This is a genomic window from Pseudomonas sp. AF32, from assembly GCF_022342325.2.
Lineage (GTDB): Bacteria > Pseudomonadota > Gammaproteobacteria > Pseudomonadales > Pseudomonadaceae > Aquipseudomonas > Aquipseudomonas uvaldensis.
The window spans coordinates 131,657-145,814 of record NZ_RQJK02000013.1 but is presented as its reverse complement, the minus strand read 5'-3'; the positions used below and the strand labels follow the sequence as shown (position 1 = coordinate 145,814).

9 protein-coding genes and 2 tRNA genes are annotated in these 14,158 nt (G+C 60.7%); 9 read left to right on the top strand and 2 right to left on the bottom strand.

The window, feature by feature from the left end:
* Positions 1-163: 163 nt before the first annotated feature.
* Together EGM97_RS14350 and EGM97_RS14345 are read right to left on the bottom strand one after the other, a co-directional pair.
* A tRNA-Leu gene (locus EGM97_RS14350) sits at positions 164-250 on the bottom strand.
* Positions 251-426: 176 nt separating this feature from the next.
* A tRNA-Leu gene (locus EGM97_RS14345) sits at positions 427-513 on the bottom strand.
* 227 nt (positions 514-740) lie between these two features.
* On the opposite strand from EGM97_RS14345, the gene rnr reads away from it, so the two are divergent.
* The 9 genes from rnr to EGM97_RS14300 all read left to right on the top strand — a co-directional run bounded on the left by rnr (position 741) and on the right by EGM97_RS14300 (position 14,038).
* The gene (gene rnr, locus EGM97_RS14340; protein ID WP_238965323.1) at positions 741-3,356 is read left to right on the top strand and encodes a ribonuclease R; all 2,616 of its coding nucleotides are present in this window, start codon (positions 741-743) and stop codon (positions 3,354-3,356) included.
* Positions 3,353-4,114 carry a 23S rRNA (guanosine(2251)-2'-O)-methyltransferase RlmB gene (gene rlmB / locus EGM97_RS14335; RefSeq protein WP_238965324.1) on the top strand — a complete coding sequence of 254 codons (762 nt, stop codon included), beginning with the start codon at positions 3,353-3,355 and terminating at the stop codon, positions 4,112-4,114. The genes rnr and rlmB overlap by 4 nt, the downstream gene beginning before the upstream one ends.
* Positions 4,115-4,422: 308 nt before the next feature.
* The gene (gene rpsF, locus EGM97_RS14330; protein WP_053155628.1) at positions 4,423-4,851 is read left to right on the top strand and encodes a 30S ribosomal protein S6; all 429 of its coding nucleotides are present in this window, start codon (positions 4,423-4,425) and stop codon (positions 4,849-4,851) included.
* A gap of 28 nt (positions 4,852-4,879) precedes the next feature.
* Positions 4,880-5,110, top strand: a complete 231-nt coding sequence (gene rpsR, locus EGM97_RS14325) for a 30S ribosomal protein S18 (protein WP_002551829.1) — start codon at positions 4,880-4,882, stop codon at positions 5,108-5,110.
* A gap of 36 nt (positions 5,111-5,146) precedes the next feature.
* Positions 5,147-6,040 carry a YybS family protein gene (locus EGM97_RS14320; RefSeq protein ID WP_053155626.1) on the top strand — a complete coding sequence of 298 codons (894 nt, stop codon included), beginning with the start codon at positions 5,147-5,149 and terminating at the stop codon, positions 6,038-6,040.
* Positions 6,041-6,058: 18 nt separating this feature from the next.
* On the top strand, positions 6,059-6,505 hold the full coding sequence (gene rplI / locus EGM97_RS14315; RefSeq protein WP_003186385.1) for a 50S ribosomal protein L9: 447 nt from the start codon (positions 6,059-6,061) through the stop codon (positions 6,503-6,505).
* Between the two features lie 121 nt (positions 6,506-6,626).
* Entirely contained in the window at positions 6,627-8,024 is a 1,398-nt protein-coding gene (dnaB, locus tag EGM97_RS14310) for a replicative DNA helicase (protein ID WP_238965325.1), read from the top strand.
* A gap of 202 nt (positions 8,025-8,226) precedes the next feature.
* On the top strand, positions 8,227-10,527 hold the full coding sequence (locus tag EGM97_RS14305) for a YgiQ family radical SAM protein (RefSeq protein WP_238965326.1): 2,301 nt from the start codon (positions 8,227-8,229) through the stop codon (positions 10,525-10,527).
* A gap of 217 nt (positions 10,528-10,744) precedes the next feature.
* Positions 10,745-14,038, top strand: a complete 3,294-nt coding sequence (locus EGM97_RS14300) for a transglutaminase family protein (RefSeq protein ID WP_238965327.1) — start codon at positions 10,745-10,747, stop codon at positions 14,036-14,038.
* The last annotated feature ends 120 nt before the right edge of the window (positions 14,039-14,158 follow it).

Sequence of the window (14,158 nt, the reverse complement as noted above, 5' to 3'; positions counted from 1 at the left end):
AGGCTCGCTCCCACAGTTGATCCTGGGTGTTCAATCGGGTCAATGTGGGAGCGAGCCTGCTCGCGATAGCGGTTCTGGCCATGAAACACAGAGCCCTGAAACGCAAAAACCCGCTTTCGCGGGTTTCTGTGAGGTTCAAGGCCTGGCGCCTTGAAGCTTGAATTGGTGCCCAGAAGAAGACTCGAACTTCCACGACCTTGCGGTCACCAGCACCTGAAGCTGGCGTGTCTACCAATTTCACCATCTGGGCAGCATCTTCAGCGTTGCCGCTGTTGATGTGGCGCACTATACGGAGCGCCTTTTGATCTGTAAACCCCTGTTTTTGTTTTAGTAATTGCGAAATCGGATTTTCAGGGGAGGCAAAACGAAAAAACCCGCTTTCGCGGGTTTTTGGTAGCTGGCAGACCGAGGGTCTGTCGCTGAAAATGGTGCCCAGAAGAAGACTCGAACTTCCACGACCTTGCGGTCACCAGCACCTGAAGCTGGCGTGTCTACCAATTTCACCATCTGGGCAGCATCGGCAACGTGTGTGCGTCGTCGATGGCGCGCACTATACGGAGCGTGTTTTTAACTGTAAACCCCTCTTGATAAAAAAAATGGGAAATTTCACGAGCGGTGCGATCTCAGGTACCAAAGGCGGGTCAAAAAAATTTTGAAAGGTCCTCCGAATGCCTGAAATTTCCCGTTTCATTAAGCCTATGCCAAACTAACCCGCATATAGACAAGGTGAAAACTCTCTAATGGCCGATTGGCAGTCCCTCGATCCCGAGGCCGCTCGTGAAGCGGAAAAATATGAAAACCCTATTCCTAGCCGCGAACTGATCCTGGCGCACCTCGCCGATCGGGGTTCGCCCGCCAGCCGCGAGCAGTTGGTCGAAGAATTCGGTCTGACCACCGAAGACCAGCTCGAAGCCCTGCGCCGCCGTCTGCGCGCCATGGAGCGCGACGCTCAACTGATCTACACCCGCCGCGGCACTTACGCACCGGTGGACAAGCTTGACCTGATCCTGGGTCGCATCGCCGGTCACCGCGACGGTTTCGGCTTCCTGATCCCGGACGATGGCAGCGACGACCTGTTCATGAGCCCGGCGCAGATGCGCCTGGTGTTCGACGGTGATCGCGCGCTGGCCCGTGTGTCCGGCCTGGACCGCCGCGGTCGCCGTGAAGGTGTGATCGTCGAGGTGGTGTCCCGCGCCCATGAGAGCATCGTTGGTCGTTACTTCGAAGAAGGCGGCATCGGCTTCGTCGTCGCGGACAATCCCAAGATTCAGCAGGAAGTGCTGGTCACTCCGGGCCGCAACGCCAATGCCAAGATCGGTCAGTTCGTCGAAGTGAAGATCACCCACTGGCCAACCCCGCGCTTCCAGCCGCAGGGCGATGTGATCGAGGTGGTCGGTAACTACATGGCGCCGGGCATGGAAATCGACGTTGCCCTGCGTACCTATGACATCCCTCACGTCTGGCCGGAAGCGGTCCTGAAGGAGGCCGGCAAGCTCAAGCCGGAAGTCGAAGAGAAAGACAAAGAGAAACGCATCGACCTGCGCCACCTGCCGTTCGTCACCATCGACGGCGAGGATGCGCGGGACTTCGATGATGCGGTCTACTGCGAAGCCCGGCCGGGCAAACTGCGCCTGTTCTCCGGTGGCTGGAAGCTGTACGTTGCTATCGCCGATGTATCCAGCTACGTGAAGCTCGGTTCGGCGCTGGACGCCGAGGCCCAGGTGCGTGGCAACTCGGTGTACTTCCCCGAGCGCGTCGTACCGATGCTGCCTGAGCAACTGTCCAACGGGCTGTGCTCGCTCAACCCCCACGTCGATCGCCTGGCCATGGTCTGCGAGATGACCATCTCCAAGACCGGCGAAATGACCGACTACTGCTTCTACGAAGCAGTCATCCATTCCCATGCCCGCCTGACCTACAACAAGGTCAGTGCAATGCTGGAGACGCCGAAGCTGGCCGAGGCGCGCAAGTTGCGTGGCGAATACACCGACATACTGCCGCACCTCAAGCAGCTTTATGCGCTGTACAAGGTGTTGCTGGCGGCTCGGCATGTACGCGGTGCGATCGATTTCGAAACTCAGGAAACCCGGATCATCTTCGGCTCCGAGCGCAAGATCGCCGAGATCCGTCCGACGGTACGCAACGACGCGCACAAGTTGATCGAGGAATGCATGCTGGCGGCCAACGTGGCTACCGCACAATTTTTGCAAAAGCATGAGATCCCTGCGTTGTATCGGGTCCACGACGGCCCGCCGCCGGAGCGCCTGGAAAAGCTGCGGGCTTTCCTCGGTGAACTCGGCCTGTCCTTGCACAAAGGCAAGGAAGGTCCGACGCCCAAGGACTACCAGGCGTTACTGGCCAGCATCAAGGATCGTCCGGATTTCCATCTGATCCAGACCGTGATGCTGCGCTCGCTGAGCCAGGCGGTATACACCGCCGACAACCAGGGCCACTTCGGTCTGAATTACGAGGCCTACACCCACTTCACTTCGCCGATCCGCCGTTATCCCGACCTGCTTACGCACCGGGCGATCCGCAGCGTGATCCATTCGAAGATGAATACCCCGCACGTCAAGCGTGCCGGTGCGATGACGATTCCGAAAGCACGTATCTATCCGTACGACGAGGCGGCCCTGGAGCAGCTCGGCGAACAGTGCTCGATGAGCGAGCGACGCGCCGACGAAGCCACTCGCGACGTGGTGAACTGGCTCAAGTGCGAGTACATGAAGGATCGCGTGGGTGAGTCGTTCCCGGGCGTGATTACCGCCGTGACCGGTTTCGGTCTGTTCGTTGAGCTGACCGATATCTATGTCGAAGGTCTGGTGCATGTCACCGCGCTGCCGGCCGATTACTACCACTTCGACCCTGTGCATCACCGTCTGGCGGGGGAACGTACCGGTCGCAGCTTCCGTCTGGGCGATACCGTCGAGGTGCGGGTGATGCGCGTCGATCTCGACGAGCGCAAGATCGATTTCGAGATGGCGGAAAACACCCTCAACGCGCCGATCGGTCGCAAGAAGCGCGGTGCCGAAACCGCTGCGCCTGCGGGCAAGGCCACGGCTGAACCTGCGTCGTCCAAGCCTGCTCGGCGTGGCGCGAAGGAAAAAGCTGTCGAAGCGTATCGCCCGAGCGATGCGGCGGCGAAAAACGCCGAGGTTCGCAAAAGCCGTGAGATGAAGAAGGCGTTGCTGGCTGAAGCCAAGACCGGTGGCAAGGCGTCGTCTGGAGCGAAATCTGGACGGTCCACTGCGGACAAGGCTGCCAGCAAGCCGAGCAAACACCGTAAGGGCCCGTCGAAAGCGGGCTCGGCCCCAGCCAAAAGTGGCGGGGCACGTAAACCCAAGGCCAAATCATGAGTCAGTTGGAAAAAATCTACGGCGTGCATGCCGTGGAAGCGTTGCTGCGTCATCATCCCAAGCGGGTCAAGCAGATCTGGCTGGCCGAAGGCCGTAGCGAGCCACGGGTCCAGACCCTGGTTGAGCTGGCCAATGAAAATCGCGTGGCGATCGGCCAGGCCGAACGACGCGAGATGGATGCCTGGGTCGAAGGCGTGCACCAAGGCGTGGTGGCGGAAGTCAGTCCGAGCCAGGTCTGGGGAGAGGCGATGCTCGACGAGCTGCTCGACCGTACCGAGGGCGCCCCTCTGCTGCTGGTCCTGGATGGCGTGACCGATCCTCACAACCTGGGTGCCTGCCTGCGTTCGGCGGATGCCGCCGGGGCGCTGGCGGTGATCGTGCCCAAGGACAAGTCGGCGACATTGACGCCGGTGGTGCGCAAGGTCGCCTGCGGGGCAGCGGAGGTCATCCCGCTGGTGGCCGTGACCAACCTCGCACGCACCCTGGAAAAACTCCAACAGCGCGGCCTGTGGGTGGTAGGCACGGCGGGGGAGGCCGAGGTCAGCCTATATGACCAGGACCTCACCGGCCCGACGATCCTGATCATGGGCGCCGAAGGCAAGGGCATGCGCCGCCTGACCCGTGAACATTGCGACTACCTGGTCAAGCTGCCGATGGCCGGTAGCGTCAGCAGCCTCAACGTTTCGGTCGCGACGGGTGTGTGTCTGTTCGAGGCGATGCGCCAGCGTGGGGCCAAGGCGGCTGCCAAGAAATCCTAAGGCCTGAAGCAACTCAAACAGTGGGAGCGGGCTTGCTCGCGAAAGCGGTGGATCAGTCGACATCGATGTTGAATGTCCGACCGCTTTCGCGAGCAAGCCCGCTCCCACAGTGGTTTGTGTTGGGGCAAAGATTGTGGCTGTTCAAATAATCACCAATTACCTTGCGCCTCCCTCGCCCCTTCTCTACAATTGCGCCCCTTGCTGTGATGGCAGGCACTTATGTGTCTAGCGTCCACAAGTCCATAAGTGTCATTCACTCCTTGTCTGACCGTTTTTGAGCGGCAGGCTACAACCCGTAAGGAGCATTCATGCGTCATTACGAAATCATCTTTTTGGTCCACCCGGATCAAAGCGAGCAAGTCGGCGGCATGGTTGAGCGTTACACCAAGCTGATCGAAGAAGACGGCGGCAAGATCCACCGTCTGGAAGACTGGGGCCGTCGTCAACTGGCCTACGCAATCAACAATGTTCACAAGGCTCACTACGTGATGCTGAACGTTGAGTGCACCGGCAAGGCCCTGGCCGAGCTGGAAGACAACTTCCGCTACAACGATGCAGTGATCCGTAACCTGGTCATCCGTCGCGAAGAAGCCATCACCGGCCAATCCGAGATGCTCAAGGCTGAAGAAAACCGCAGTGAGCGCCGTGAGCGTCGCGACCGTCCTGAGCATGCTGATAGCGCCGAAGGCGATGACAGCGATAGCGACAGCGACAACAGCGACAACGCTGACGAGTAATCCACGGACCTTCTAAGGAGCCAATCACATGGCACGTTTCTTCCGTCGTCGTAAATTCTGCCGCTTCACCGCTGAAGACGTGAAAGAGATCGACTACAAAGATCTCAACACCCTGAAAGCCTACGTATCCGAGACCGGCAAAATCGTTCCAAGCCGCATCACCGGTACCAAAGCTCGTTATCAGCGTCAGCTGGCCACCGCTATCAAGCGCGCCCGCTTCCTGGCCCTGCTGGCCTACACCGACAGCCACGGCCGCTGAGACCGGGCAGTCGACACGTAGCAAAGGATTGAATGCATGCGCGCCATAGCTGAGTTCATCATGCGCGGCCGTATGCAGGCCACTCTGGTAGTGGCTGGATGTGCGGCATTGCCGTTGTTGTATTGGTTGGGTGCTGCCGCCGGGAGTCTGGTACTCCTGCGGCGCGGACCGAGGGACGCCCTTGGCGTTCTTGCTCTGGGATTGCTGCCGGCCTTGCTCTGGTGGCTGACTTCCGCTGACCCGCGGGCACTGATGGTGCTGCTGGGGTCTTCGGCGCTGGCGTTGGTGTTGCGCGCAAGCGAATCCTGGAACCGCGTGCTGCTGGTCAGCATAGCGCTGGGAGTGGTGTTTTCAGTGGTGCTCGGGGCGGCTTTCGCGCCCCAGATCGAGATGCTGTCGCAGGCTTTGATAAAAATCCTGCCCGAAGCCCTCGGTGAGCTCTACCGACAGATGACGGTAGAGGAGCAAGCGCGCTTTGCGTCCCTGGTTGCCCCGGTCCTGACCGGCCTGATTGCGGCCTTGTTGCAAATCGTCAGTGTGCTGAGCCTGATTATCGGGCGCTACTGGCAGGCGTTGTTGTACAACCCGGGTGGTTTTGGTCGCGAATTTCGCGCCATCCGTTTCCCGCTTGGGCTGGCGATGTTGCTGCTGGCGGGCATGCTTCTGGGGCCGAACTTCGGTCCACAGATGGCCATGCTCACGCCGTTGTGCAGCGTACCGCTGGTCTTCGCCGCGCTGGCCCTGATTCACGGGCTGGTGGCGCAGAAGCGACTGGCCAGGTTCTGGCTGGTGGGGTTGTACGTCACGTTGTTGCTGTTCATGCAGCTGATCTATCCGTTGCTGGTGGTCCTGGCCATCGTCGACAGCCTGATTGATTTTCGCGGTCGTATGGCGCCGAAAGACGCCGACAACGCGAACGGTGAAGGTTAAAAGTTAGAGGATTTTCACATGCAACTGATCCTTCTGGAAAAAATCGCCAACCTGGGCAACCTGGGCGACAAAGTAAACGTTAAGGCCGGTTACGGCCGTAACTACCTGCTGCCTTTCGGCAAGGCCACCGCTGCGACCGCTGCCAACCTGGCTGCGTTCGAAGAGCGTCGCGCCGAGCTGGAAAAAGCCGCCGCAGACCGTAAGGCATCGGCTGAAAGCCGTGCTGCCCAACTGGCCGAGCTGGAAGTGACCATCACTGCCACCGCTGGCGACGAAGGCAAGCTGTTCGGTTCGATCGGTACTCACGACATCGCTGACGCACTGACCGCCTCTGGCGTTGAAGTTGCCAAGAGCGAAGTTCGTCTGCCGAACGGCACCATCCGCAACGTAGGTGAATTCGACGTAGCCGTGCACCTGCACGCCGAAGTTGAAGCCACCGTACGCGTTGTCGTGGTAGCAGCCTAAGCAGCACCTGTCGGCTGGCACCCTCGGGTGCGAGCCGGTAACATCGGGCACGATCCTGTTTACAGGTCGTGCCCTTTGTCTTTCTGCAATCCCTGCTTTTATCACCAGAATCCCAGTGGCCATGAACGAAATTACCGCCCCAGAGCAATACGATCTGCAAACCGCTGCCCTGAAGGTGCCGCCGCATTCCATCGAGGCCGAACAGGCCGTGCTCGGTGGCCTGATGCTGGACAACAACGCCTGGGAACGCGTGCTCGATCAAGTCTCCGACGGCGATTTCTACCGCCATGACCACCGCCTGATTTTCCGCGCCATCGCCCGGTTGGCCGACCAGAACCTGCCGATCGACGTGGTTACCTTGGCCGAGCAACTGGACAAGGAAGGCCAGACGTCCCAGGTCGGTGGCCTCGGTTACCTGGGCGAGCTGGCGAAAAACACGCCGTCCGTCGCCAACATCAAGGCCTATGCGCAGATTGTCCGCCAGCGGGCGACCTTGCGTCAGTTGATCGGCATCAGTAATGAAATTGCCGACAGCGCGTTCAACCCCGAAGGGCGGACCGCCGAAGAGATCCTCGACGAAGCCGAACGGCAGATCTTCCAGATCGCCGAGGCGCGGCCAAAGACCGGTGGCCCGGTCGGCGTCAACGACCTGCTGACCAAGGCCATCGACCGCATCGACACTTTGTTCAATACCTCCGATGCGATTACCGGCTTGTCCACCGGCTATACCGATCTCGACGAGAAAACCAGCGGCCTGCAACCGGCCGACCTGATTATCGTTGCCGGCCGTCCTTCGATGGGTAAGACCACTTTTGCGATGAACCTGGTGGAAAACGCCGTGTTGCGCAGCGATAAGGTCGTCCTGGTCTATTCCCTGGAGATGCCAGGTGAATCCTTGATCATGCGTATGCTCTCGTCCCTGGGGCGCATTGACCAGACCAAGGTCCGTTCCGGCCAACTGGAAGACGACGACTGGCCGCGCCTGACCTCGGCGGTCAACCTGCTCAATGACCGCAAGCTGTTCATCGACGACACCGCCGGTATCAGTCCGTCGGAAATGCGCGCCCGAACCCGTCGTGTGGCACGTGAGCACGGCGAAATCGGCCTGATCATGATCGACTACCTGCAACTGATGCAGATTCCGGGTTCCAGTGGCGATAACCGGACCAACGAGATTTCCGAGATCTCCCGTTCCCTCAAGGCCCTGGCCAAGGAATTCAACTGCCCGGTGGTGGCACTTTCCCAGTTGAACCGCTCCCTGGAGCAGCGTCCGAACAAGCGCCCGGTGAACTCCGACTTGCGGGAATCCGGAGCGATCGAGCAGGACGCCGACGTCATCATGTTCGTGTACCGCGACGAGGTGTATCACCCCGAGACGGAGCACAAGGGCATCGCCGAAATCATCATCGGCAAGCAGCGGAACGGCCCGATCGGCTTTGTCCGCCTGGCGTTCATCGGTAAGTACACGCGCTTCGAGAACCTGGCGCCGGGTAGCTATAACTTTGATGACGATGAGTAAGTTCGTCGTTGCCTGACCTGGCCTCATCGCGAGCAGGGCTCGCTCCCACAGGAGATGCATTCCAATGTGGGAGAGAGCCTGCTCCGGGCGGCGATCCGACGATGAAGGCGCCGCCAATTTCCGACCATAACCGTCGGACTTGATCATTTTTTGTGCTATATTCCGCGCCCGCGATTTTTCATCCTTTATACCGGTCATCGACATGCAAGCAGCCAAGCCGTTATTTGACTATCCCAAGTATTGGGCCGAATGTTTCGGCCCGGCGCCGTTCCTGCCCATGAGCAGGGAGGAGATGGATCAGCTTGGCTGGGATTCGTGCGACATCATCATCGTGACCGGTGACGCCTATGTCGACCATCCTTCGTTCGGCATGGCGATCATTGGCCGTTTGCTGGAAGCCCAAGGCTTTCGCGTGGGGATCATTGCCCAGCCGAACTGGCAGTCCAAAGATGACTTCATGAAGCTTGGCGAGCCCAACCTGTTTTTCGGTGTCGCGGCCGGCAACATGGACTCGATGATCAACCGTTACACCGCCGACAAGAAAATCCGTTCCGATGACGCCTACACCCCCGGTGGCCTGGCGGGCAAGCGGCCGGACCGTGCGAGTCTGGTCTACAGCCAGCGTTGCAAGGAAGCCTACAAGCATGTGCCGATCGTGCTCGGTGGCATCGAGGCGTCCCTGCGTCGCATCGCCCATTACGATTACTGGCAGGACCGGGTGCGCAACTCGATCCTGATCGACGCCAGCGCCGATATCCTGCTTTATGGCAACGCCGAACGGGCCATTGTCGAAGTGGCGCAGCGCCTGTCTTATGGTCAGAAGATCGAAGAAATCACTGACGTACGCGGCACGGCCTTCATCCGCCGTGACACGCCCCAGGACTGGTACGAAATCGATTCCACCCGTATCGACCGTCCGGGCAAGATCGACAAGATCATCAATCCGTACGTGAATACCCAGGACACCGCCGCCTGCGCCATCGAGCAGGAAAAGGGGCCGGTTGAAGACCCGAACGAAGCCAAGGTCGTGCAGATCCTGGCGAGCCCGAAGATGACCCGCGACAAGACCGTAATCCGCCTGCCGTCGGTGGAAAAGGTGCGCAACGACCCGGTGCTTTACGCCCACGCCAACCGGGTGCTGCATCTGGAAACCAACCCCGGAAATGCCCGGGCGTTGGTGCAGAAGCATGGCGAGGTCGATGTCTGGTTCAACCCGCCGCCCATTCCCATGACCACTGAGGAAATGGACTACGTGTTCGGCATGCCTTACGCACGTGTTCCGCATCCGGCGTATGGCAAGGAGAAAATTCCGGCCTACGAGATGATCCGTTTCTCGGTGAACATCATGCGCGGCTGTTTTGGCGGCTGCACGTTCTGCTCGATCACCGAACACGAAGGCCGGATCATCCAGAACCGCTCCGAAGAGTCGATCATCCGCGAGATCGAAGAAATCCGTGACAAGGTGCCGGGTTTCACCGGCGTCATTTCCGACCTCGGCGGCCCGACCGCGAACATGTACCGCATCGCCTGCAAGAGTCCGGAAATCGAATCCGCGTGCCGCAAGCCGTCCTGCGTGTTCCCGGGCATTTGCCCGAACCTCAACACCGACCATTCTTCGCTGATCCAGCTGTATCGCAGCGCCCGGGCATTGCCGGGGGTGAAGAAGATCCTGATCGCGTCCGGCCTGCGCTACGACCTGGCGGTCGAGTCGCCGGAATACGTCAAGGAACTGGTGACCCACCACGTCGGTGGCTACTTGAAGATCGCCCCGGAACACACCGAGGAAGGTCCGCTCAACCAGATGATGAAACCGGGTATCGGCACTTATGACCGGTTCAAGCGGATGTTCGAGAAGTTCAGCAAGGAAGCCGGGAAAGAGCAGTACCTGATTCCGTACTTCATCGCCGCCCACCCGGGCACGACCGACGAAGACATGATGAATCTGGCGTTGTGGCTCAAGGGCAATGGCTTCCGTGCCGACCAGGTGCAGGCGTTCTACCCGTCGCCGATGGCCAGCGCCACCGCGATGTACCATTCGGGCAAGAACCCGCTGCGCAAGGTCACTTACAAGAGCGACGGCGTCACCATCGTGAAGAGCGAGGAGCAGCGCCGTCTGCACAAGGCTTTCCTGCGCTATCACGACCCCAAGGGCTGGCCGATGCTGCGTGAGGCACTGACCCGCATGGGCCGCGCCGATCTGATCGGGCCGGGCAAGCATCAGCTGATTCCGCTGCACCAGCCGGCCACCGACAGCTACCAGAGCGCCCGACGCAAGAACTCGACGCCGGCGGGTAGCCACAAAGTGGGCAAGGAAACCACCCGGATCCTGACCCAGCACACCGGTCAGCCACCACGCGCCAGTGACGGCGGCAATCCGTGGGACAAGCGTGAGCAAGCCAAGGCCGCAGCCTTCGCTCGCAACCAGAAGGCGGCCAAGGAGCGCAAGGACGCCGCGAAGGGTAAGGGACCCAAGCCGGCGCGCAAGCCTGTCGTGCCGCGCTGATCCTTGAGCGACAAAGCAAAACGCCAGCCTGAGAGCTGGCGTTTTGCTTTCTGGTGCGGCGCTAAAGCCATTGCCCGGTTCCTGTGGCAGGAATGCGGGCGTCATGGGTTTTTAGTGCTCTACTGTCCTGTGCAGACGAAAAACGTGTCCGGCTTGCCTGCATGGCATAAGTCTTGCCCCGCTTTCGATAACGTTCCAGGCCCGCAGGAGGCACGCCGTGTCGATCCATGTCGCTTTGCACCACGTCACGCATTACCGCTACGACCGCGCCGTCGAATTGGGCCCGCAGATCGTTCGCCTGCGCCCGGCGCCCCATAGTCGTACACGCATTCTGTCTTATGCCTTGAAGGTTTCGCCCGATAAGCACTTCATCAACTGGCAACAGGATCCCCAGGGTAATTATCTGGCGCGACTGGTGTTTCCCGAGAAAACCCGGGAGCTGCGGATCGAAGTCGATCTGCTGGCGGAAATGGCGGTGTTCAATCCATTCGATTTCTTTCTCGAGCCCTACGCCGAGCAGATTCCGTTTACCTATGCAACTGATGAAAAGCACGAGCTGATGCCTTACCTGGAGAAGCTGCCGTTGACGCCTCGTTTCAAGGCTTACCTGGACAGCATCGAGCGGGCGCCGTTGCCGGCGGTGGATTTCCTGGTGGGGCTCAACCAGCGGCTGAGCAAAGACATCGACTACCTGATTCGCATGGAGCCGGGCGTGCAGACGCCGGAGCACACCCTTGAGCAAGGATCCGGCTCCTGCCGCGATTCGGCCTGGCTGTTGGTGCAGCTCCTGCGCCACCTTGGACTGGCCGCGCGTTTCGTTTCCGGCTACCTGATCCAGTTGACCGCCGATGTCAAAAGCCTCGATGGCCCTTCCGGCACGGAGGTGGACTTCACGGATCTGCATGCCTGGTGCGAGGTCTACCTGCCGGGCGCCGGCTGGATTGGCCTGGATGCGACGTCCGGGCTGTTTGCCGGCGAAGGACATATCCCATTGGCCTGTAGTCCTGATCCGTCCTCGGCGGCCCCCATCACAGGCCTGGTAGAACCCTGCGAGTGCGAATTCAGCCACGAAATGACTGTGGAACGGATCTGGGAAGCCCCCCGGGTGACCAAGCCCTATACCGACGAGCAGTGGTTGGCGATCCAGGCGTTGGGCCACCAGATCGACGCCGATCTGCTGGAAGGCGATGTGCGGTTGACCATGGGCGGTGAGCCGACATTTGTTTCCATTGATGACCCGGACGGCGCCGAGTGGAACACCGCCGCGCTCGGACCCGACAAGCGCAGGCTCTCCGCCGAGCTGTTCCAGCGGTTGCGCAAGCACTACGCGCCCCTGGGGCTGGTGCATTTTGGTCAAGGCAAATGGTACCCCGGCGAGCCGCTGCCGCGCTGGTCGCTTAATTGCTATTGGCGGCGTGACGGGGTGCCGATCTGGCACAACGATGCCTTGATTGCGGATGAGCAGCAGGATTACGGTGCCGATGGTGAGATGGCCGGGCGGTTTCTGACCAGCGTCGCTGAGCGTTTGAACATTCCGACGCGCTTCGTATTTCCTGCCTACGAGGACAATTTCTATTACCTCTGGCGTGAAGGCGCCTTGCCCTTGAACGTCACCGCGCAAGACCCGCGTTTGGAAGATGCCCTGGAGCGGGCACGGCTGCGCAAGGTATTCAGTCAGGGCCTGGATAAAATCATCGGCCAGGTCCTGCCGCTGGCGCGCACCGCCAAGGGTGACCAATGGCAAAGCGGCCGCTGGTACCTGCGGGACGAACATTGCCGGCTGGTGCCGGGAGACTCGCCCCTGGGCTATCGCCTGCCCCTGGCGTCCCAGCCTTGGGTGAAAGCGGCGGAGTATCCCTTTATCCATCCCACCGACCCGAACCAGGATCTGCCCGGGCTGCCGGACGCCGCGCAGTTGGCCGACCATGGCGACGCGGCTGTCCACCAGGACCGGGCGCCCGCCATCGACGAGTCGGCCGACTGGCTGACCCGCACGGCATTGTGTGCCGAAGCGCGGCAAGGGCGGTTGTATCTGTTTATGCCGCCGCTGGAGCGGGTCGAGGATTATCTGGAACTGGTCGCCGCCATCGAGGCGACGGCCGAGGAACTGCAATGCCCGGTGCTATTGGAAGGCTACGAGCCGCCGAGCGATCCGCGCCTCGGTAATTTCCGCATCACGCCCGATCCGGGTGTGATCGAGGTGAATGTGCAGCCATCAGCGAGCTGGGATGAACTGGTGGAGCGCACCGAGTTCCTCTACGAGCAGGCGCGACTCACCCGGTTGACCACCGAAAAATTCATGATCGATGGCCGGCACACCGGTACCGGTGGCGGTAACCATTTCGTACTGGGCGGTGCGACGCCCGGTGATTCTCCCTTTCTGCGGCGTCCCGACCTGCTGCGCAGCCTGATCAGCTATTGGCATAACCACCCTTCGTTATCCTATCTGTTTTCCGGATTGTTCATCGGCCCGACGTCCCAGGCGCCAAGGGTGGACGAAGCGCGTAACGACGCGTTGTATGAGTTGGAAATCGCCTTCGCGCAAATGCCGCGGCCCGGCGAAGAATGCCCACCCTGGCTGGTGGACCGGTTGTTGCGCAATCTGCTGATCGACGTGACCGGCAACACCCACCGCGCTGAATTCTGCATCGACAAGCTCTACTCACCGGACGGCGCCACCGGACGCCTCGGTCTCCTGGAGTTACGTGCATTTGAAATGCCGCCTCATGCGCGCATGAGCCTGGCCCAGCAACTGCTGTTGCGTGCGCTGGTGGCACGGTTCTGGCGCGAGCCTTACGCACCGGCGAAGCTGGCGCGCTGGGGCACCGAACTGCACGATCGTTTCCTGTTGCCGCATTTCATCGAGCAGGATTTTGCCGACGTCATTGCCGAGCTGAATGACGCCGGTTACCCGTTGCGAGCCGAATGGTTCGCTGCGCATCTGGAGTTCCGCTTCCCCAAGGTGGGCGATTACGCGGTGGGCGGTGTCGAGTTGCAACTGCGCCAGGCCCTGGAGCCCTGGCATGTGCTGGGAGAAGAGGGGGGCGGGGGCGGAACCGTACGCTACGTGGATTCATCCCTGGAGCGCTTGCAAGTCAAGCTCAGCGGCATGGCGCCGCAACGCTATCTGTTGACCTGCAATGGCGTGCCGGTGCCGCTCCAACCCACAGGCCGGGTTGGCGAGTTCGTGGCCGGGGTGCGTTTTCGCGCCTGGCAGCCGGCCAGTTGCCTGCAACCGACCATCCCGGTCCATGCGCCGCTGGTCTTCGACTTGCTCGACACCTGGGGGCAACGCTCCATGGGTGGCTGCCAGTACCACGTGGCCCATCCGGGCGGGCGCAATTACGACAGCCTGCCGGTGAATGCCAACGAAGCGGAAAGCCGGCGGATGGCGCGTTTCTTCCGTCTCGGACATACGCCGGGGAACCTGCCGATACCCAGTGTGGTGGTGGATGATGAGTTCCCGCTCACGCTCGATCTGCGGCGTTTTCATGGGGCCAGAAAAAGCTGACGCACGATCCTGTGACGAGGGGATCAATCCCCTCGCCATATCTTGCCGCGATCCAAACAGATTGCATCTATCCGGCCGTCATCTGCTTGCGCTAGTCTGATCTTTCATTGCCGTCTGCCG

What these genes read in the sequence shown, in the direction of transcription:
- rlmB (WP_238965324.1), top strand. Translation starts at nt 3,353, where the DNA reads ATGAGTCAGTTGGAAAAAATCTACGGCGTGCATGCCGTGGAAGCGTTG.
- EGM97_RS14320 (WP_053155626.1), top strand. Translation starts at nt 5,147, where the DNA reads ATGCGCGCCATAGCTGAGTTCATCATGCGCGGCCGTATGCAGGCCACT.
- rplI (WP_003186385.1), top strand. Translation starts at nt 6,059, where the DNA reads ATGCAACTGATCCTTCTGGAAAAAATCGCCAACCTGGGCAACCTGGGC.
- rnr (WP_238965323.1), top strand. Translation starts at nt 741, where the DNA reads ATGGCCGATTGGCAGTCCCTCGATCCCGAGGCCGCTCGTGAAGCGGAA.
- rpsF (WP_053155628.1), top strand. Translation starts at nt 4,423, where the DNA reads ATGCGTCATTACGAAATCATCTTTTTGGTCCACCCGGATCAAAGCGAG.
- EGM97_RS14305 (WP_238965326.1), top strand. Translation starts at nt 8,227, where the DNA reads ATGCAAGCAGCCAAGCCGTTATTTGACTATCCCAAGTATTGGGCCGAA.
- rpsR (WP_002551829.1), top strand. Translation starts at nt 4,880, where the DNA reads ATGGCACGTTTCTTCCGTCGTCGTAAATTCTGCCGCTTCACCGCTGAA.
- dnaB (WP_238965325.1), top strand. Translation starts at nt 6,627, where the DNA reads ATGAACGAAATTACCGCCCCAGAGCAATACGATCTGCAAACCGCTGCC.